A 20571-nucleotide genomic window follows, 5' to 3' on the forward strand; every position below is an offset into this window, starting at 1 on the left:
TATCGGGCCAAACGAGGTGATAAAACGCCTCGCTGAATGGTTGTCATGCCTACTCCCAACAATCGAAACACAAATTCCCGAAACGATCGTCCACGTGGACGATCGGATAATTCTCGCAGTCGCCAGGGGCAAGAGCGTCCTCGGCATCCTAATTCCGAAGTCGATCAACGGATTCGTGAACTGGATGCTGAGCGGGACCCTCTTTCTTTGCCTGAGGAGATCGTCGATGAAGCCAACCGGGCTGGCGAGAAAGTCGGAATCCCTCCGAATATTGGGATTCCCGCTGAGGAGCAACTAAATATTTCGCAATTGCAGGATCTGACCGATCCTCAATTGCTGGCGATGGCTCACACCGACGGCCTGCCGAAGGTGAACGGGCAACGCCGCCAAGAACTGATTTTTGAAATCCTCAAGAATCGGATGAAGAAGAATGGCTTGATGTACGGTGAAGGAACGCTCGAAATCCTCCCCGATGGATTCGGTTTCCTGCGCAGTCCTAAGTACCACTACGTCAGTTGCCCTGACGATATTTACGTTTCCCCAAGCCAAATTCGACGATTTGGTTTGCAGACCGGTAGTAATGTTGCAGGTCAAATTCGACCTCCAAAGGAAAACGAACGCTACTTCGCTTTGCTGCGTATCGAAGCGATCAACCATCAAGATCCGGTTCAACGCAAGCACCAACGTCCCTTTGAAGATCTGACGCCACTCCATCCCGATAGCCGTATCATCGTTGAAAGTGCTGCGAAAGAACTGAGCACTCGAGTGGTCGATCTGCTCACCCCGATCGGATTTGGGCAACGAGGTTTAATCGTTAGCCCGCCTCGTGCCGGGAAGACGGTTCTGATGCAACAGATGGCCAAGTCCGTTCTGAAAAACTATCCGGAAGCCTACGTCTTTATTTTATTGATCGATGAACGGCCCGAAGAAGTTACCGATATGGAGCGGGAGGTACGAAGCCCGCAGTGTGAAGTGGTCAGCAGCACGTTCGATGAAACCGCTCAGCGACATATTCAAGTCGCACAGATGGTGATCGAAAAAGCCAAACGAATGGTTGAATATGGGACCGATGTGGTCATCTTCCTCGATTCGATCACTCGCCTGGCTCGGGCTCATAACAGTGACGGCGAAAACAATGGCAAGTTGATGTCGGGCGGGCTGGATAGTGCCGCCCTGCAAAAACCGAAAGCCCTGTTCGGGTCGGCTCGTAAAGTCGAAGAAGGTGGTTCGTTGACCATTTTGGCAACCGCCTTGATCGATACGGGCAGCCGAATGGATGATGTTATCTTTGAAGAGTTCAAAGGGACGGGGAATCTGGAAATCGTTTTGGATCGCAGTTTGGTCGATCGCCGGATCTGGCCAGCAATCAATCTGCACGCCAGCGGTACACGTCGTGAAGAGATGTTGCTCGCCCCGGACGAATACGAGCGAATCTGTATCTTGCGCCGGAATCTGGCAGAGATGAGTCCAGCCGATGCCATGCATGAGCTGACGAAAGGGCTAGCCAAGACGCAAAACAACGCCGAATTCTTGTTAGGGATTCGTGAGTAGGGAAGTGACGTTTAGAAGTGACCGTTTCTGAGCGGGTCGCTGCTGCATCAGGAAATCCCAGCCCGCTGCGTAATAGAGGGATTGCAGACCGTGTTCTCGGTCCCTCGCGTACAGGTTTGTTGATTTAATGGAAAGCAGAGAAAGATTGTCGCCTATCGCGGGGGACGTGCAATAAGTAAATGAAGAAAGTCTGGCTCCCCTCGCCCCTAAGCGAGCTCTTTGTTGCGGAAGAAATCTCTGCTAGCTCATTGCGTGATCTCTGCCTCTTTCTTTGATGTAGTGGAGCTCGCTTGGGGGAGAGGGGGAGATTTCCAGGCGGCGATTTTGCAGTACAGGCCCAAATAATTCGCCGCATTTCAAGCGATTATGTCATCCCTTGCCTACCTCTGTTGGCCCCCTCTCCCCCAGCCCCTCTCCCCCAAAACAAGCCTTTGAATCGACCTTCATTGAATTAGCTGGCGAACCGTTGATGCAGTATCAAATCTGTCTTAAGCGAGCTTGTTTTGAGGGCGAGGGGAGCCAGATTTACTTCATTTATAAATCGCACGTCCCGAGCGAAAGGCGACAATCACTTCGCGAGCTGCGTTTTGGAATGAGGCTTTGGGGTAGCGTGCTGCCGATTAGCTGGTCTGCGCATTGCCCGGCACGCACTACCATTGCCTCCAAAAGCGATCTTTGCTTTCGTCCTGTTTTAGGTCCTCCCAGTAGCTCGCGCTGGTCCGATCGAACCGTTGCTTCAATTCGTCTCGCCTTAAAATTTTCATTGCGATGGCCAACGGTAAAAAGACGCAGGCAAATATTATTAGCAATGCGCATTGTCCGATGAGCCAATCGACAGGACGCTTGATGGCCTGGACCAGTTTGTAAAACGGCTGGATGATCGCCGGGGCAACCGTTCCGCATAGACCGATGGCGACACCGATGGTTGCCGCAATCGCGATGCTTGAAAGGTGACCATCACCGATCATCCATGTCAGACCCGGGAGGATGATCGTTAGGGACCAGCCGAATCGTTGGATGTCCCTATTTGTTGGCGTTAAGGTTTGCATCGGTCACCCACTTTCTGGACGATGCAGTTTCCGATCGCCAGGACATCAATGTCGGTTCGTTGGAAACATCGAAGTGCATCGGCGGGACTGCAGACGATCGGTTCGTCGCGGACGTTGAAGCTGGTGTTGACCAGCACGGGGGTTCCGGTGATCGCTTCAAAGCAGGTCAGCAGACGATGGAGTCGTGGATTGGAGTCTTGTGTGACGGTTTGGATCCGGGCCGAACCATCGACGTGAGTGATCGCTGGCAACGACGCATGGTTTTGGCGAACCGACGTGACCAGCAGCATGTAGGGGCTGTCCTGCATTTCGGATAGGTCGAAGTAGTCAGCCGCTTTTTCTTGCAAAACGATCGGGGCAAACGGGCGAAAGGATTCTCTGGATTTGGTTTTTTTATTCAGGCGAGCCTGCATGTCTGGAGATCGAGCATCCGCCAGAATACTACGGTTGCCGAGTGCTCTGGGGCCAAATTCCATCCGCCCTTGGAACCAGCCGACGACCTTTCCGGTGTCAATCAAACGAGCGACCCGCCGACACAAATCCTGTTCGTTGTCGCACACGTCGTATTCGACTTGGTCGGCCTGCAGGCAGTTTTCGATTTCCTGTTCGGTAAATCCGGGGCCGAGTAGCGATCCATGCTGGCCATCGGGAATCGCTACCGTGCGCGGTTTCTCCAGCAGTTGGTGCCAGACGTACATCGCGCTCCCCAAGGCTCCTCCTGAATCGCCCGCGGCGGGCTGAATCCAGACGTTGTCGAACGGGCCTTCGCGGACCAATCGTCCATTTGCGACGCTGTTCAAAGCGACCCCTCCGGCCAGCACCAGATTCGACATCTGTGTTTGATTCTGGACATGGGCAGCCATTCGAAGGACGACCTCTTCGGTGACCTTTTGGATCGACGATGCTAAATCTTTTTCACGTTGAGTGATTTCGGAATTCGGGTTTCTGGGAGGACCGTCAAACAGGGAGGCGAAACGTTTGTTTGTCATCGTTAGTCCCCGGCAGTAATGGAAGTACTGCATGTCCATCCGGAAGGAACCATCCGGTTTCAGATCGATCAAGTGTTTTAAAATGCGGTCGTAGTAGTGCGGTTGTCCGTACGGAGCCAAACCCATCAGTTTGTATTCGCCTCCGTTCACTTCAAAACCGGTGAAGAAAGTGAACGCGCTGTAAAGCAGTCCTAGCGAGTGTGGGAAACGAAGCGCCTGTTGCAGTTCGATCCGGTTTCCTCTTCCGGTTCCGTAACATGCGGTGTCCCATTCACCGACTCCATCGATCGTCAGGATCGCGGCTTCTTCGAAAGGGGATGGGTAAAACGCACTCGATGCGTGAGAGACATGGTGTCGTACAAACCCGATTCGTTTTTTGTATTGATGCTGTAAACCGGTTCGGATCTCTCGCTGCAGGTGCAGTTTTTGGCGAAGCCATTGGGGGATGGCGGTGCGGAAGGAACGGTACCCCGCAGGAGTAACCGCGAGGTAGGTTTCCAGCAGCCGTTCAAACTTGGCTAGCGGTTTTTCGTAGAACGCGACATAGTCTAAATCGGATGCGTCCAGATTCGCTTGTTGGAGGCAATGCTGGACCGCCTGCGTGGGAAACGAGGCATCGTGTTTCAAGCGAGAAAAGCGTTCTTGCTGGGCCGCAGCAACCATTTCACCATCGACAATCAAAGCCGCCGCAGCATCATGGTAGTAGGCCGATATCCCAAGAATCGAAGTCAAAGGATCGGTCCCGATGGGCGTATGTCGATGCGCTGCGGTGATTTCATAGGACCCTGTTCACTATCGTTTTAACAAGTGTCGAAGTGCGGGTTCCAGTTCAGGATAGAGGAACGAATACCCTGTCGCCTGTAGTTTCTTGGGGACTATTTTCTGGCTGTTCAAAAGCAAGGCATCGGCCATTTCTCCAAGGGCGATGCGAAGCGCGAATGCGGGAGCCGGGAAGATCGCGGGCCTCCCTAGGACTTTGCCAAGTGTTTCTGCAAACTCAGCATTCCTTACCGGACTGGGCGATACGAAGTTGACGGGGCCGTCGATTTCATCGTTGAATAAGCAATGAGCGATTGCCGCCAAGGCGTCGTCCATTGCAAGCCAGCTCCACCATTGCCGCCCCGATCCCAGACGCCCGCCACATAGTCGGGCAGGAAGCAGCATTTTTTCTAACGCACCGCCCGCAGGTGAAAGAAGGATTCCAAACCGGAGATGAACCACGCGGATGCCTGCTTCGACCGCCGGCTGACAGGCCTCTTCCCATTGCTTCCCAACCGTGGCCAAAAATCCTTCGCCCGCAGGGGATTCTTCGGTCAGCGATTGCTCTCCCCCTTCCCCATAAATCCCGCTGGCCGATGCACACAATAAGGTCGCCGGTTTGGGCGTTTTCATCGCCGCCAATCGGTGGCAAAGAAGCCGAGTCTTTTCGATGCGGCTGTCGCGGATCTGCTCTTTTACCTCGTCGGTCCAACGCTTGTCTGCGATCGGTTTCCCGGCCAGGTGGATAACGGCATTCAGTCCGTCCAGTTTGGATTCTTCGAACTTCTCCTCCCAAATCGCAATTTCGTCATCCTGATCGGTTTTGCCGCGGACCAGCCGGTCAACATGATGGCCGTTCTGTTGCAGCAAATCGGTCAATCGACTGCCGACTAAACCCGAGGCACCTGAAATGGCGATTCGTAGCGGCGGGTGGTTTGGGATGGGGATGGGGATGGTGTTAGGCATGTTGGTCGCTCGTGGTGTTTTTTTGAATTCTAGCAGATGGGCGAGGTTTGCCGTTGGGAGTTGGGAGTTGGGAGTTGGGAGTTGGGAGTTGGGAGTTGGGAGTTGGGAGACAAGGAGACAAGGAGACAAGGAGACAGGGAGACAGGGAGACAGGGAGACAAGGAGACAAGGAGTGGGCTGATTTGTTGGCGGCTGGCGGGTTCTTGCTGATCGAATAAGATTAGGGAGTCCTAAATCCTGTTGCTTGAAACAACGAAACCGATATGTCGACGATTCAGCCTGATAGTTATCCCTTTGATATTCCCTTCGTTGATGCTCGATCGGAGTCGACAGTGGAGGTTCTGGATGCGCTCCGCGCTAAACTGAGCCCTCAAGGGAATGTTGTCAGTCCCCGGGGACGTGCTCTGACCGAAAAGGTCTTTGGGGAAGCTCTCACGCCGGTACAGGTTGTCGATCGAATTTGCGGCGACGTTCAGCGGGAAGGGGACGCAGCGGTCTTGCGATATGGTGCCGCCCTGGATGGTGCGGACCTGACGGCGGACGAATTGCGAGTCCCCAGCTCAGCCCTTGAACAGGCTCATCAAAAGGCCGATCCTGAATTCTTGGGAACGATCCGTCGTATCCGGACCAACATCGAAACCTTCCAGAAAGCGATCCTGCACCAAAATGTTTCCATCCAGCCCAGCCCTGGTGTGCAATTGCAGCAGCGATACCTGCCGCTTCGCCGGGTAGGGGTTTGTGTGCCTGGTGGAGCCGCTGCGTACCCATCGACTGTCCTGATGACCGCCATTCCGGCTCAGGTCGCTGGCGTTGATCAAATCGCCGTTGTGGCTCCGCCGACAAAATTTGGAGCCTACAACCAAGACATGCTGGCAACCTGCCATGAATTGGGAATCAACGAAGTTTATCGGATGGGCGGTTCTCAGGCGGTCGCCGCGATGGCATACGGCAGCGAATCGGTTCCTGCGGTCGACAAAATCGTTGGTCCAGGAAACCTGTTCGTCGCGCTGGCTAAGAAACGGGTTTACGGAACGGTCGATATCGATTCGATCGCCGGGCCAAGCGAAGTGATCGTCATCGCTGACGAAACGGCTCGAGCCGATTACATCGCAGCCGATTTGTTGGCTCAAGCCGAGCACTCTCCGGGATCATCGATTTTGATCACCTGGCATCAGCCTCTTGTGGAAGCTGTTCAGAAGGAATTGAAGCGGCAGCTTGCCGTGTTGGCACGTGCGGACTTGGCAATCGATAGTCTGAATGCGTTTGCGGCGATGATTGTGGTCCGAGACGCGGCACACGCTTGTCAGCTGACCGATCAGTTTGCTCCGGAACATCTCCACATCCAAACCGAATCGCCGCGTGATCTGAGCGACCAAATTCGCAACGCAGGTGCGATTTTCTTAGGGCATTTCACTCCGGTTGCCCTTGGAGATTACGCGGCCGGACCGAGTCACGTTTTGCCGACAGGGGGGACCGCGTGCTGGGCCGCTGGTCTGTCCGCCAACGACTTTGTGCGAAGCGGAAGCCTGATCGAATTCAGCCAAGACGCCCTCTCGCAAATAGCGCCCGACGTCGAACGGCTGGCTGAAAAAGAAGGCTTAACCGCTCACGCTTCAAGTGTAGCCATGCGAAAATAGTCGATTCAATTCGCTGAATCGATGGTCTCCAACCGGATGTTATCCAGTTCGACCGTCACAGGAACGTCGCGTTCGGGAAAGAAAATCTCCAGGCCGGCGACTTTTTGTAAATCCAGCTGGCGCGTTTTCGGGCCGTCTGCGACGTCGGCCAGCGGGATCACGATGTGCTTAAGCTGGCCAGGATAAAGAACCGTTGAGTAGTGATACCCGTCGTAGTACTCGTTGATGAAATCCTGGTCGAAAATCTTGATCACCATCAGCACGCCCTCCGCCGGGCTGTCGGGCGTCAAGCGGACATCCAGCGACAATTGGTCGTAGGGCGACCAATTCAGCGGCAGATGGAAGTGTCCAAACGAAGGATACATTGCTGGGCTGACCTGCAATTTGGCACCGCGAACCCCATCGGTGACCAGCGATCCGTCAAGAGATAGTTTTGTGGAACGATGCCACCATCGTTTGAGTTCGTTTGGCTCTTCGAACGATCCGATCAACGGGAATTCATTCGCCAGTCGCCAGTAGTCACGCACCGCTTGAAGGGGGTTGTAAGAGACCGCCGCGACAAGAAGCACGAGACCTGCGATCGCAAAATTCCGCACGGAGCGTTTTCGCAGAACGGCGGTTGCCGGACCTGGCAGTAGCCAGGGCGAAACAAAAACCCATGCAACGGTTACGCCGCAGGTATTTGCGAACAAGTCATGGAGGGAAGGGGAGCGGCCCGAAAGCCCTTGCAGTCCCTCGAGGACCGCTCCCATAAATGCGATCCCAAGCGATACCAGGGCCAAACCACGCAGCGTCCGGATCCCGCATTGGACTCCGATCCACATCGCGATGGCGGTCAATAAAATAAAGACCGGGAAGTGAAGCAAATCAAAGCAAGCGTCCGACAATCGCCCCGTAAAGGGGGACGGCGCAAGCAGGCCTACCGATGCCACGACCAGCAGGCCAAGGCTGATTCCGATCATCGACCAACGGAATCCTGGCCGACGTTTTGCATCGTGCGTGCCAGGACTGAGTGAGGCCGAGGCGTTGGAATCAGGCTCCGTCACGCTGGCAATAATCCCTTCATGTAATCAATGCTTCCTTTGACCAAACGGTCGACTCCCGGTTCGTAATCGAAGACTTCGACGCTGACCCAGCCGTCATATTTGATTTCTTCGAGGGCCGCAAAGATTGGTTCAAATTTGACTTCGCCCATTCCAGGACCCAAGCGATTGGGATCATTTGCATGGAAGTGCAAAATCTGGTCGCCCGTTTCTTTGATGATTTGCGGAATCGGGATCGCTTCGCTGCTCATCGCTTTCACGTCTAAATGGATCCCGATCGAATCCCCATCCAGTCGAGCTGCCAGGTCGCGTGCGGCGGCCGCGGTATTTAGGAAATTCCCTTCGGCCGGTCCAAGTGGTTCAAGAGCGATCCGGGTGTCGGTGTCGCACAACGTCGGCACGACGGTTTGCAGCACTTCGGCCGCATTGTCCATCGCCTGTTGCTCGCTCATCGATTCGGGGAAATTGCGTTGTTGGGGCGATCCCAAGACCAAGATCTTGCCGCCCAGATCGCGGCAAAGTCGAGCCAGTTCGCAGAGGTAATCAGCGGTCTTTTTTCGGACATCGACGTCGTCGCTGGTTAAATGCAACCCTTCCGTCTTCGCCAACAGCCAATGCAGGGCGATGATGTCCAGTCCCGCTTCTTCGACGACCTGACGGTATTCGATCCGTTGCTCAGCGGAGTACCCGAACAGATCGTCCGTCAGCATGAAGGGAGCGACTTCCCAGCCGGTGTACCCTGCTTCGACTGCGTAGCGTGCGGCCTTTTCCAATGGCCAGTCGCCAAACGTTTCGTTACAAATCGCAAACTTCATCAATACATCCTGAGAGCAAGGTCAAAAAATCAGAAAATGGGGCCGTCGATGATCTGTGTTAACTGCTTCACTGCTTCAACCTCTTTTTCAAGAGAGGCGGCTCTCCCGGGTAGACGTCGAATCCAATAGGGACGCATTCTTAAAACGTGGGAGAGGCTTTGGATCGGTCATGGCTGGTTCGACTGGTTGGAAGCCTGTCCCACCTATTAAATCGCACGCCCGACGGAGAGTGAAGGGTGGTAAATCCTAGTAAACTGCGGCCGGGCGGATTGGGGAATTTTGCTTCTACGCCGCACGACCGCCACGCCAATGATGAATTGCATGTTCGGCAGCCGCAGCCACGTCGACAGATGAAACCTTCCGTAACTATCGCTGAACCATAAAAGGTTCTGGTTTGATCGCTGGCAACGGACTGTCATCGCGAGCAAAAAACATCAGGTGCTGCCAAGGCAGATCGTTGTACTCACGGACCAGTTTGAAGCCGTTTTTCTCGTACTCTTTCATGATCTGTTGCTTCGACATTTTATGTTTCGGTTTAATCGGTACCCGAGGATCTTCTTCGCGGTATTCCAGCAGTGCGATCACGCCGTTTGGTTTTAGAGATCGTCGGATCGACCAGAGCATCGATTCTGGATGCGAGAATTCGTGATAGACATCCACCATCAAACAAAGGTCAACCTGTTCGACCGGTAGTTTGGGATCATCGACTGTTCCCAGGATGGGCTGGACGTTTTTGATTTCTTCGCGGACTGCCCGCAGCCTTAATTTCTGCAGCATTTCAGGTTGAATGTCGACCGCCAGGACACGCCCTTGTTCCCCCACAACTTTCGCCATCATCAAAGTCCAAAAGCCGTTTCCGCATCCCATGTCACAGGTGGTCATCCCCGGTTTGATACCAAGCTGAGACAGCGATTCATCGGGCCGTTCCTCTTGCTGACGCGTCGGACGAATCAGCCAGCCAGCCCCCAGGTGGGACATCGGTGCCGCGACGACGCGGCCAAGGTACGCGCGGCGAGCCTTTTCCTGGGGACGCTGGGAATCGGTTTCAGTTGTTTCCGTCTGTGGAGCCGGAGCGATCGCGGGCGACGACTGTTGAGCGGAAAGGGAATGCGAAACCCAAATAAGGAGAACCAGCGTGAGCGGGATTACAAAACGCCGCAGCGGCAAATACGTCACGCACATGGGCAATTTTCCTATGGGAAACCGAATTCTAAGTCGTTTAAGGGCTGGCTCTAGCATACCCGCAGCGGAGGGACCGGTCGACGTGGGCGGATCGTACCACCCGTTCGGTCGAGAATGGGGTTGGCCCCCTGTTGTCCAAAAGTCGACTTCGATGGATAGTAGAAAAGAATCGACCGTCTCAGCGAGCACGGTGTGTCATCCCTTTCCAATAAAGTTGAGTTGAATCGATGGCTAACTTAGTTACCCAAGAAGCCCCAAGTTTTACCGCTCAAGCTGTCATGCCCGACGGCCAGTTTAAAGAGGTTTCTCTGAGCGATTACCGTGGTAAGTACGTTCTGTTTTTCTTCTACCCACTCGATTTCACTTTCGTTTGCCCGACCGAAATCATTGCTTTCAGCGAACGCAATGAAGATTTCAAGAAACTGAATGTGCAGATTTTGGGAGCTTCGATTGACAGCCATTTCAGCCACTTCGCATGGCGGAATATCCCCCGTGATCAAGGCGGCATCGGCCCCATCGCCTATCCGTTGGTCTCTGACATCAACAAACAAATCGCCCGTGACTACAACGTTTTGTTGGACGACGGAGTTGCACTACGTGGTCTGTTCTTGATCGACAAAGAAGGGGTGATTCGTCATCAAGTTGTCAATGACTTGCCACTGGGACGAAGTGTCGACGAAGCCCTCCGGATGGTCCAAGCCTTGCAGTACTTCGAGAAAAATGGCGAAGTCTGCCCTGCCAACTGGCATGAAGGTTCACGAACCATCAAACCAAATTTGGAAGAGAGCAAAGAATTCTTTGACGCCGAATACAAAGCCTAAGCAAACGCTGTAATCCCAGCACGGGTATTTAAGCCACTGTACCGGTAAACGGCTGTGGCTTTAGGAAACCTAACGCTTCCGACTGGATGAATGGACAGCTCTCCGAGGCTGTTCCGCGCTTGCGCAGTGGATTAGGATTTCCTATGCCCACCGACCTTCCAATTTATCACTGAGCAAAAGTAGGCCGGACCAAAGAGCGATAGCGATGCCGTTCCGGCGGACTGACCCGGCTCATCATTTGCTGTACCGGTAAACGGCTGTGGCTTTAGGAAACCTAACGCTTCCGACTGGATGAATGGACAGCCCTCCAAGGCTGTTCCGCGCTTGCGCAGTGGATTAGGATTCCCTAAGCCCACCGACCTTCCAGTTTAACACTGAGCAAAAGTAGGCCGGACCAAAGAGCGATAGCGATGCCGTTCCGGCGGACTGAACCGGCTCATCATCTGCTGTACCGGTAAACGGCTGTGGCTTTGGGAAACCTAACGCTTCCGACTGGATGAATGGACAGCCCTCCAAGGCTGTTCCGCGCTTGCGCAGTGGATTAGGATTCCCTAAGCCCACCGACCTTCCAATTTATCACTGAGCAAAAGTAGGCCGGACCAAAGAGCGATAGCGATGCCGTTCCGGCGGACTGACCCGGCTCAACATTTGCTGTACCGGTAAACGGCTGTGGCTTTAGGAAACCTAACGCTTCCGACTGGATGAATGGACAGCCCTCCGAAGCTGTTCCGCGCTTGCGCAGTGGATTAGGATTCCCTAAGCCCACCGACCTTCCAGTTTATCACTGAGCAAAAGTAGGCCGGACCAAAGAGCGATAGCGATGCCGTTCCGGCGGACTGACCCGGCTCATCATTTGCTGTCCCGGTAAACGGCTGTGGCTTTGGGAAACCCAACGCTTCCGACTGGATGAATGGACAGCCCTCCGAAGCTGTTCCGCGCTTGCACAGTGGATTAGGATTCCCTATGCCCACCGACCTTCCAATTTATCACTGAGCAAAAGTAGGCCGGACCAAAGAGCGATAGCGATGCCGTTCCGGCGGACTGAACCGGCTCATCATTTGCCGGATCTTCGTCTCTATCGCTCGGAATCAGCCGCCGAAATCTAACCGGCGTATTTTTCAAATGCGTCCGCTGCCTGATCCCAGGCTTCTTTGTTTTGCGGTTGGAAGACTTTGGGCTGGATGCTCTCTCGAACCAGTTTACGTGCTTCTTCAACCGATTGAAGGACTCCGCATCCGATCATTTGCATCAGGACATTCCCTGTTGCAGTCGCTTCACCTGGGCCAGCGACGACGACTCGCTGGCACGCATCTGCCGTCATCTGACACAGCAGTTCGTTCAGCGATCCGCCTCCGACGACATAAATGGTTTTGATCGGATTGCCGGTCAATGATTCCAGCATCTGCAGGCAGACTCGATAGCGAAGTGCCAGTCCCTCCAAGGCGGCTCGGTACAAAACGCCATTGTTGGCAGGTTTGGTTTGGCCGCTCTTGTCCGCGAACTGCACGATCGCATCGACCATGTCTTTGGGGGCAAGGAAATCGTTGTGATCGGGGTCGATTACCAATCCAAAAGGTTCCGCTTGATCCGCTTCAGCGACCATGCTTTCCCAGGAGACGGCTTCGCCTTTTCTCTCTAAAGCCGCTCGGATCTGTTGGAAGACCCACAATCCGCCAATGTTCTTTAACAGTCGCGTGCTCCCTTGGACGCCCCCTTCGTTCGTGAAATTCAATTCCGCACAACGATCGTTAATCAATGGGTTGGCAAGTTCACAACCCATCAAGGACCATGTGCCGCTGCTGATGTAGCACCAATCGGGATTCTCCGGAGCAAAATCCTCTGCGGGAACCGCCAAGACCGCGGAGCCCGTGTCGTGGGTCGCCGGCAAGACAACGGGCACGTTTTCCAACCCGGTTTGTTGAGCCACCGAATCCTGAACCGGTCCAAGCGTGACGCCGGGCTGGGAAATCGGGCCGAACAATTTCTTGGGTAGTTCGAATCGCTCAATCAGATCAAAGGCCCAGTCCTTGGTATTGGGATTGAGAAGCTGGGTGGTCGACGCGTTGGTGTATTCGACCGAACGCTTGCCGGTCAGCAACCAGTGGAAATAGTCGGCCATCAAGATCATCGATTCGGCCGTCTCGAGAGCCGGTGCGTTCGAGAATTTTGCCGAGAGCAACTGGTACAGGGTATTGATGTCCATGAACTGCAACCCAGTCGCAGCAAAGATGTCCTCACGCGGGACGATCTGAAAGGCTTGCTCTGGAATCCCGCGGTTTCGCGAATCTCGATAGTGAAATACAGGAGCGACCGGCTGGTTGTCTCGCCCCAAAAGGACGTAGTCGACTCCCCAGGTATCGACGCCGACCGAGCGGATCATGCTCCCCTGTTCTTTGCACTGAGCCGCCGCCAGGGTCAGCCCATGGAGGATTTCTCGCCACAGCCCTAGCGTGTCCCACTGCATCGTCGACTGTACAAAAACTGGATTATTGGCAAAGCGGTGGATCGTTTCCAATTCCAGTCGCCCTGCTTCGATACGGCCAGCGATAACACGTCCCCCGGACGCTCCTAGATCAATGGCAAAGTGACAGTCAGGCACGGGCAGTTCGGTTGCGGGCACAGGTATAAAATCCTTAGGTGAGGATGTGGATTTCTGAGGATCGCGAATTTGGAGAAGCAGATTCTAATCGAGAGGGGAGTGGTTTGGTACACTACCGAGCGGACGGATCCGACGACGACATGTCTTGGGGCTGTTGGTCACTAAGGCTGAGCAACCATCGCTCTCAAGTGATAAATTGACCAAATGGGATCGGACGCCCCGAGCGATAGTATGGACCGAGCGGCAGCATGGCCCGAGCGAGAGCATGGACCATCTGTCATTCCCCGCGTTGCCCCCGCGCTCCGTGGTCTCACAAGATAACGTTTGTACCTTTATGCGATATCCGATTGTTTTTCACCTACGAGCCGTAAACGATGTTTCAGTTCCGATCGATTGTAGCCTCCTGCTGTTTCCTGTTCGCCGCGACAAGTTTTCTCTGTAGTTACGTTGTCGCGGCCGAAACCATTGAATCGCCAGCGGATGATCAGGAGCATTCGTTTGAAGGCACGCTCCGAGTGTTGTCGTACAACATTCACCATGCCGAGGGAGTCGACGGTAAACTTGACTTGGTTCGGATTGCGAATCTGATCAAGAGCGTTCGAGCCGACATCGTGCTTTTGCAGGAAGTCGATCAGGAGGTGGCACGTAGTGAAAGCGTCGATCAACCGACTCAGTTTGGTGCCTTGACCAAAATGGAATTTGCGTTCGGCAAAAATATTCCGCTGCAAGGAGGCGGGTACGGGAACGCGATTCTGTCTCGCTGGCCGATTCGAGACATCCAGAATCATCTGCTGCCGAATTTGGAGAACGGCGAGCAACGCGGCGTTCTTTCGGGCGTTATTGAAATCGGATCTGCGGAGCTTCCTGCGATCCGTGTTTTGGCCACCCACTTTGATCATCGCCGCAAAGATGAAGAGCGTTTTCAATCGGCGGCAAAAGTGACCGAGATGATCATCGGCACCACGGAAATGCCCGTTCTGTTTGGTGGGGACCTAAACGATGACGCAGAAAGCCGAACCGTTAAACGTTTGAGCGAGAACCTTGTGTTCACGAATCAAAAACCGCTGCCAACGATTCCCGTCACAAAGCCGACCCGGCAAATTGACTTTATCGCTTACTATCCAGCGACCGCCTGGAAAGTCCTAGAAACAACCGTCCTAGACGAAGCCATCGCGTCGGATCATCGGGCCATCTTAAGCGTTTTAGAATTTCAGCCGAATGCGAAGTAAGCAGGTTGATCGCAATCGTTGCGAGGCGACACCTTCACCTGCTGCGTAGCGGGCTATCGATTTCGTGATTGTCGTCTTTCGATTTAATCAACCCGCTGCGCCAGTTTTGAAGTTGCATTTTTCAAGGGTGATTGCTGTGGTCAATCTTCCTGATTTTCGTACCCTTGCTGATGCCTCAAATCATTCGGCTATTCCAGCACCTTTTTTAGCTCCAGGTATAGAGAGTTCCGTTTCCGGGCTTGCCCCGGCGGACTCGCAACTGGCAGCTACCTTATTGGTAGCGATCAAAAGGCTGTTCTCCGCCAGCCCCAAATCGCCTAGGCGATTTGGGGCTGGCGGAGAAGGATGAAATAGCAAAGAGGCATGGGGGTAGCTGCCAGTTGTTGCCCCGGACCGGGACAAGCCCGGCGGAAGCTAAGTAGACAACTCCCCAAAAAGCGGGTGATATTGGCCTGCTTTTTCGGTCCCTCGCTTACGCAGCGGGCTAGGAACTCTTTTGCCTGCGAGCTTACTTGCAACTTATTTATCGCACGTCTCAAGCGAAAGGCGACTCTCGCTAAATCGATCGCCTCTCCCACCCAGCCCCGAGGGGCTGGGGCAGGTGCGTATTCCGCGTGCAGGAATCATCCCTAGCGTTGGGATCGCTGGTTGGGATGTTCGGGAAGCTGGAAGCTAGGAGTGCGAGCTGGTGACATTGGCATCTGCGCCGATGCGGGGGTGACCGCTGGGGTTTCCTGCGTCGCGATACCATCCGGCCCCGTCGGTTGGACGCCGGCAGCTTGCGTCGCAAAACCGTTTCCGTTTTCTCCGGCCGATGCCTTCAACTTTGCCAACAGCTCTTCGGCCGATACTGCACCGGGAACCGACGTTGGAACTGGTGGACGGACAGGCATGCCGCGTGGCAAACTGCCTCGAACGGGAATCGTGGTTGTGGTTAAACCGCCCCTGGAGGAGTTCGCCAGATTTCCCAAGCTCCAAGCACCGCCGGCGTAGCTGCCCTGGGCAGCCATTTTATCCAGTGGCGGCAAATCAAACGCGGTTTCTTCTCGCTCGGTTTTCCCAGGCAGCATGACCACGCTGGAAGTCCCTTGCAGGACTTCGCCCGTTTTGGATTTAAAACTGGGGATTAAAGTGATCTTGGTTTCTGAGCCCCCCACTGCGTCCCAGGGAATCCAAATGCTATAGGAAGCCCCAAGGTCGGTCTGGCTGTAGTGACTGGTGAACTGCTCGGACGTGAACGCATAGCGTTTCAGTTCAGGTTGTTCGCCGTCGACGGTGCGGATCGCTTGGATCGCAAGTTCCCCTTCGACAGGAACCGGACGAGTTTTTTCATCGTAGAAGAAGACTCGTCCTCCAAAGCCACGTGTCGGCGTCGCACCGGTTCGTAGGATCACGTCCGGACTCCAAGTGACCGCCAGTTTTTGCGGGTTGGGATACGGTTCTTCCTCTTTTTTCTTGCCGATCAACGGCAACGATTCACGAAAGGTTTTTTCACCTTTGATCACCGAACAGCCACTCAGCCCAACTGATACGCAGATGGCAAGCAACAACGCGGCGCGAAAGTTTTGGATTTTCATGGGTCAACTCGGAATTCCGTTTCCTGGGCGTTTGGTAAAAGACCAAATCGGTGCGGGGATCAAAGCGGGGTCAGCGAGCGGGTTGGCATGACGCCGCTTGATGCGTTCTAAATGAAAACTAGAAGGTGGCGTTGGGCTTGCGCCGTTCCGCCACCTGACTTCCTACACCCTTGCTACTGGGCAGGTTGGGGAATCCGTTGCGGAACGGTCCCCGAACTGGTGGGGTAGCCGCCTGCCGACGAGTAACCATTGGCAGTGGAATAGCCACGCTGTGCCGACGGTGGCGATTGCGGAATCCCCTGGATCGGAGCCGGGAAACCGGCTGCTGCGGCGGACGTTGAACCTGCGGTCGGCGGTGTGCCCTGATTCATGTATTGAACCGGTTTCACGTCGTCGGGACGAGGGTTCTGCGTGGAAGGAGCTTCCCTGACAGGGCCAGCCGATTCCATCAGCACGCTTGGCTGAGGGGTGATGGCTTCTTCAGGGTAGTAAACGTCCGTTGGGACATCCGACTGGATGTGAATGTCGTCGATCGTTGGCTGAAGGTCAGGGTAGATCACCGGTGCTAGGGCTGGACCCCATAACCCATGTCCGCCGCTCAGGCCCACGTCTCCGTTCATTTCGATCACTTCCGGCAGGCACCAGCTCATGCGAGCTGATTCGGTTTGTTTGACGTATTCAAGATCTTCCTCGCTGGAAACAATCATTGGGGTCAACACGACCAGCAATTCGCTTCGCTTTTCCGTTTCGCGATCGAATCGGAACAGAGCACCAATCAATGGAATGTTCGAAATATAGGGAACACGACGACTGGTCTGGCTACGCGTTTTCTGGATCAATCCACCATAGATAACCGTTTGCCCAGAGTAGGCGGTCACGACCGATTGGGCCTGAGTCTGTTGGATCTGAGGACTCGTGATCACTTCTCCGGTTGGGCTAAATCCGATTGGAATACCCGGAGCCACTTCGTCGACGGCGGACCGAATGGCGTCCACATTCATAACGATCAAGCCATCACGGCCGACACGCGGGGTCACCCTCAGGATCAAACCGACCTGTAGGTCTTCCGTGCCAAAGGTGGTACCGGTATTGGCTGAAGACGTCACATCGGTAACACGTGGGACCAACGACCCAACCTGGACGACACCGGGAGTGTTGTCCAGAGTCATCAATTGTGGACGACTGAGGATCTGCAGACGGCCCGCATCCTGCAACGCTCGCATAAGCAAGCTGATCGAATCACTGGCGGCACTTAAAACAAAGCCGCCGTAGTTATAAGCAGAACTGGTCGTGCCGGTCGCAAACGATGTCACGGCTCGTTCGGCAAGTGCCCCTGCGTTCAGGCTGTTTCTGTTTGCCGAGTTATTGTTGTTGAAGTCAAAGCCCGTGTCCGAGGGTGGAGCAGCCGTTGGCAGATTGCTCGAGGCGATCCCGCGGTCAAACTGCAAGGAATCTTGCAGCCCCAGTTCGGTGCCAAATTCAAAACCATCGGCCAGGGTGACTTCTGCAATCAAGACCTTCACCAACACCATGGGAGCTCTTCGGTCCAGTTGGTCAATCATGCGGCGAATGGTCGTATACAACCGTGGTGCCACACTGATCACCAAGCTATTGCTTACCGGTTCGGCGACCACAACGACGTCTCTTTCCAGAGCATCAAACGGGCTGAGTCCACCCTGTTGAGCTTGCTGGATGTTTTGTAGTTGCTGTTGTCGACTGGTGATGAAGCTTTGCAACGCGGTTGCCACGTCTGGAGCGTATTGGTTTCGCAGCCAAATCACCTCGAACATCCGATCGGCAAACCCGGAAGTATCCAAGCGAAGTAGGATCGATTCGACAACTTCCAAATCGTTTGCCGATCCGCTAGCGATGATGCTGTTGGTGCGGATGTCGGACGAAAATCGCAAGGAGACCAATGAGCTATCGATATTTGCTGTTGCCGCTGCCAGTCCCAGGACGTTTAAGGCCCCCACACCACCGGTGCTGGTGCCCGACCCGAACAGTTCCTGCAAGGCTAGGGTTAGCTGCTGCGAATCCCCATTTTCCAAAGTGAAAACTTTCACCAAGGATTCGGTTCCTGGGGTTTGGTCCAGCTGCCTGATCATTTCTTCAATCAGTGGCAGTGCGCTACTGGATCCACGTACGACCAGCGCGTTTGCGTTGGTGTCGGCCGTCACCACGATCCCTGCCAGGATTCCCGAATTGAGCAGTTGGTTTCCGTCGGCATCGACGGACACCATCGACAAGGAAGTCGAGGGGACCGTTCCGTTTTCGGTGTTCCCCTCTTCGGTCCCATCGATCGTGCCTTGAATCACTTCAGCCAGATCTTCCGCCAATGCGTTTTTCAGTTTGATGATTCGCAATTCGCTTTTGGAAGGGATGTTCTGTACATCCAAGTCTTGGATCAGTTTGGCGACTTCTTGCAGGTCACGCGGAGCCGCTTGGACGATCAGCGAATTGGTTCGATAATCCGCCACGACTCGAGCTCGAGCGCCAAGTCCTGGCCGTTGTTCGTCGTCGCCCGGTTGGTCAACGAAGAAGTTGGTCACCGTTTCTTCGGCATCAATAGCCGACGCGTGTTCCAGGCGAAAGACTCGCAGCTGGGTGGCGGCGGGAACCGGTTGGTCCAGTTTGTTTACGACTTCGATCGCCGCAGCGACCGCCTCACTGCGCCCGATCAGCAACAATGCATTCGGTTTATCCAGCGAGGTAATGCTGACGTCACCCTGACGAGCCGAAAGGACTTCGGTGTACAGTTCTTCAAGCAGCGTTGCGATCGCTTGGCTGTTGACATGCTGAAGGGAATGGACAACCACATCAGGTTTGGTGATAGCCGATTTCTCTTCGATCTGTTTAATCACGTCCATCACGCGAGCCACGTCACGTTTGGAACCTTTGACAACGATCACGCCAAGGTCCGGAACAAATTGAACCTTCACATCGCCGATCAAACCAACGCCCTCTTCAGGGGCGGCCGGTCCATCGTCTGGGGTGCCGGCATCGCCATTGCCTTGTGGAGCGTCGTTGCCCTGAGGGGCCGCTCCTTCTTGCTGAACGGCGACTGCAAAAGGAGTGTTTGCCACTCGCGTGATTCCGACTTCGTCACTGGCACCCAGATTTCCCAACAAACGAATCGCTTGTTGCACTGGAGCCGGTTCCGCGTTTCGGACGCGAACCAATTCGGTCACGGAACCGGCGGGCATACCCGACTGGTCAAGCGATCCGATCAGTTTTTGCCAGCCGGCGATGGCTGGTTGTGGCGCGAAAACGGTGACGGAATTGGCTCGGCGATCCACCTCGATCGTCGTTCCTTCCAACGGTTGGTCAACCAGTTGGAAGGTGGCAATTTCGCCGTTTCGCTGAGTCGTCACTGGAATGGCTCGACCGGCCGCCATCGTCAGGTGGTCTTCGAATCGCTGCCAACCGACCTGATTCAGGGAGAGTTGTAATCTACCTGGACCAAAACTGGTTTGGGTGGCTTGACCCCTCGGTTGGCCTTGTCCTACAGCATGTTGCACCCCGCCCGCATCGGGAGGCAACAAACGCGCGACGTCGGCGGCAATCTTGGGTTGCATTGCTTCGGGAGCCATCACCAGTAACCGGCCTTCTCGGCGGTCAGGTGAAATTTTGACTCCGGGGGCGTTGCGATATCGCAGTCCGATCGCTGTCCCAACGGTGGGGACATGGATGGGAGGGACTGGGATGATCCTCAGGACCGGTTTTTCGTGACTGGCTGCCGAGGACGTGTCGTTTGGTAAACGACGCTCGGGTTCCGTTTGAAACGTCGCCGGGGCGGTCGGAGTCTGCCCGCTCAGCGCTGCGGCCGATCCCGGATTGGGGCCGTTGGCTGCAGGAGAGGGGGGGAGTCGGAACGGCTGTTGAGCGACAAGCGAAGTGCTGGTCAATCCAACGACGATTCCGGCGACAAGACGCCCGAGTAAATGCCGCCTGGAGCGGCCCGTTAGAGGTGGTTTTTTCATGTTTTCTGAAGCCAATTGCGGGGAAACGAGCTGTGTTAAAGGTGGTCAAGCCCAACTCGTTATCCAGATGATCGGCATAACCGGCACAAGTGGTACAACAAAAACATTCGTCATTTGAGGACTTTTCCCGCCTATTCGACTTGACACGTTCCTGCTGAAGAGGGGCGGTCATAGCGGGTAAACCCCCGCTGGGGAGCGTTTTTCCACATGTTTTTTGAGATCGTCGGTTGGCGAATAGGGCAGGGCTAGCCATAATAAATCGCTTACCCCTCAGGCGACTTGTAAACTGCCTTTCCCTCCCGCCTTGCCCCATCAGAATGTTGATCAACTTCGGTTGTGGGGTTTGCTTGGCAATTTGAAAGCGATTTCTATCA

13 protein-coding genes are annotated in these 20571 nt (G+C 54.7%); 4 read left to right on the plus strand and 9 right to left on the minus strand.

Annotated elements, in window-relative coordinates:
• Positions 1-45 precede the first annotated feature (45 nt).
• Positions 46-1551, plus strand: coding sequence for a transcription termination factor Rho (gene rho, locus FF011L_RS09865; RefSeq protein ID WP_145351522.1), 1506 nt, complete (start codon positions 46-48; stop codon positions 1549-1551).
• Between the two features lie 650 nt (positions 1552-2201).
• Here the strand turns inward: rho and FF011L_RS09870 are convergent.
• From FF011L_RS09870 to FF011L_RS09880, 3 genes are read right to left on the minus strand one after another with little or no spacing between them, the layout of a single operon-like run.
• Positions 2202-2600, minus strand: a complete 399-nt coding sequence (locus FF011L_RS09870) for a hypothetical protein (RefSeq protein WP_145351523.1) — start codon at positions 2598-2600, stop codon at positions 2202-2204.
• The gene (locus tag FF011L_RS09875; RefSeq protein ID WP_145351524.1) at positions 2588-4321 is read right to left on the minus strand and encodes a carbamoyltransferase family protein; all 1734 of its coding nucleotides are present in this window, start codon (positions 4319-4321) and stop codon (positions 2588-2590) included. The genes FF011L_RS09870 and FF011L_RS09875 overlap by 13 nt, the downstream gene beginning before the upstream one ends.
• A gap of 60 nt (positions 4322-4381) precedes the next feature.
• Complete coding sequence (locus tag FF011L_RS09880; protein WP_145351525.1) at positions 4382-5314, minus strand: TIGR01777 family oxidoreductase; 933 nt, start codon at positions 5312-5314, stop codon at positions 4382-4384.
• A gap of 263 nt (positions 5315-5577) precedes the next feature.
• On the opposite strand from FF011L_RS09880, the gene hisD reads away from it, so the two are divergent.
• A complete protein-coding gene (gene hisD / locus FF011L_RS09885; protein WP_145351526.1) occupies positions 5578-6951 on the plus strand; it encodes a histidinol dehydrogenase in 1374 nt (457 codons plus the stop codon).
• A gap of 5 nt (positions 6952-6956) precedes the next feature.
• Here the strand turns inward: hisD and FF011L_RS09890 are convergent, their stop codons facing one another.
• From FF011L_RS09890 to FF011L_RS09900, 3 genes are all read right to left on the minus strand, one after another.
• Positions 6957-7997, minus strand: a complete 1041-nt coding sequence (locus FF011L_RS09890; protein ID WP_145351527.1) for a CIA30 family protein — start codon at positions 7995-7997, stop codon at positions 6957-6959.
• Positions 7994-8809, minus strand: coding sequence for a sugar phosphate isomerase/epimerase family protein (locus FF011L_RS09895; RefSeq protein ID WP_145351528.1), 816 nt, complete (start codon positions 8807-8809; stop codon positions 7994-7996). The genes FF011L_RS09890 and FF011L_RS09895 overlap by 4 nt, the downstream gene beginning before the upstream one ends.
• Before the next feature lie 366 nt (positions 8810-9175).
• Positions 9176-9991 (minus strand): class I SAM-dependent methyltransferase, encoded by an 816-nt coding sequence (locus FF011L_RS09900; RefSeq protein ID WP_145351529.1) that lies wholly within the window; start codon positions 9989-9991, stop codon positions 9176-9178.
• A gap of 227 nt (positions 9992-10218) precedes the next feature.
• Here FF011L_RS09900 and FF011L_RS09905 point away from each other — a divergent pair, with 227 nt between their 5' ends.
• Complete coding sequence (locus tag FF011L_RS09905; RefSeq protein ID WP_145351530.1) at positions 10219-10812, plus strand: peroxiredoxin; 594 nt, start codon at positions 10219-10221, stop codon at positions 10810-10812.
• 1102 nt (positions 10813-11914) lie between these two features.
• Here FF011L_RS09905 and FF011L_RS09910 read toward each other — a convergent pair.
• Positions 11915-13432: a rhamnulokinase gene (locus FF011L_RS09910; RefSeq protein WP_246109841.1), complete on the minus strand. Its 1518-nt coding sequence runs from the start codon at positions 13430-13432 to the stop codon at positions 11915-11917.
• A gap of 353 nt (positions 13433-13785) precedes the next feature.
• Between FF011L_RS09910 and FF011L_RS09915 the strand changes: the two genes are divergently transcribed.
• Positions 13786-14640 carry an endonuclease/exonuclease/phosphatase family protein gene (locus FF011L_RS09915; RefSeq protein ID WP_145351532.1) on the plus strand — a complete coding sequence of 285 codons (855 nt, stop codon included), beginning with the start codon at positions 13786-13788 and terminating at the stop codon, positions 14638-14640.
• Positions 14641-15269: 629 nt separating this feature from the next.
• Here the strand turns inward: FF011L_RS09915 and FF011L_RS09920 are convergent.
• Both FF011L_RS09920 and FF011L_RS09925 read right to left on the minus strand, forming a co-directional pair.
• On the minus strand, positions 15270-16217 hold the full coding sequence (locus FF011L_RS09920) for a hypothetical protein (protein ID WP_145351533.1): 948 nt from the start codon (positions 16215-16217) through the stop codon (positions 15270-15272).
• A 173-nt stretch (positions 16218-16390) separates the two neighbouring features.
• On the minus strand, positions 16391-20197 hold the full coding sequence (locus tag FF011L_RS09925; protein WP_145351534.1) for a secretin N-terminal domain-containing protein: 3807 nt from the start codon (positions 20195-20197) through the stop codon (positions 16391-16393).
• Positions 20198-20571: the final 374 nt, after the last annotated feature.

The organism is Roseimaritima multifibrata (genome assembly GCF_007741495.1).
In the GTDB taxonomy this organism is placed as follows: domain Bacteria; phylum Planctomycetota; class Planctomycetia; order Pirellulales; family Pirellulaceae; genus Roseimaritima; species Roseimaritima multifibrata.

Bases quoted from the DNA above. Each gene is read 5' to 3' on its own strand.
- rho (WP_145351522.1), top strand. From the start codon at position 46: ATGCCTACTCCCAACAATCGAAACACAAATTCCCGAAACGATCGTCCA.
- FF011L_RS09870 (WP_145351523.1), bottom strand. From the start codon at position 2,600: ATGCAAACCTTAACGCCAACAAATAGGGACATCCAACGATTCGGCTGG.
- FF011L_RS09880 (WP_145351525.1), bottom strand. From the start codon at position 5,314: ATGCCTAACACCATCCCCATCCCCATCCCAAACCACCCGCCGCTACGA.
- hisD (WP_145351526.1), top strand. From the start codon at position 5,578: ATGTCGACGATTCAGCCTGATAGTTATCCCTTTGATATTCCCTTCGTT.
- FF011L_RS09895 (WP_145351528.1), bottom strand. From the start codon at position 8,809: ATGAAGTTTGCGATTTGTAACGAAACGTTTGGCGACTGGCCATTGGAA.
- FF011L_RS09900 (WP_145351529.1), bottom strand. From the start codon at position 9,991: ATGTGCGTGACGTATTTGCCGCTGCGGCGTTTTGTAATCCCGCTCACG.
- FF011L_RS09905 (WP_145351530.1), top strand. From the start codon at position 10,219: ATGGCTAACTTAGTTACCCAAGAAGCCCCAAGTTTTACCGCTCAAGCT.
- FF011L_RS09915 (WP_145351532.1), top strand. From the start codon at position 13,786: ATGTTTCAGTTCCGATCGATTGTAGCCTCCTGCTGTTTCCTGTTCGCC.
- FF011L_RS09920 (WP_145351533.1), bottom strand. From the start codon at position 16,217: ATGAAAATCCAAAACTTTCGCGCCGCGTTGTTGCTTGCCATCTGCGTA.
- FF011L_RS09925 (WP_145351534.1), bottom strand. From the start codon at position 20,197: ATGAAAAAACCACCTCTAACGGGCCGCTCCAGGCGGCATTTACTCGGG.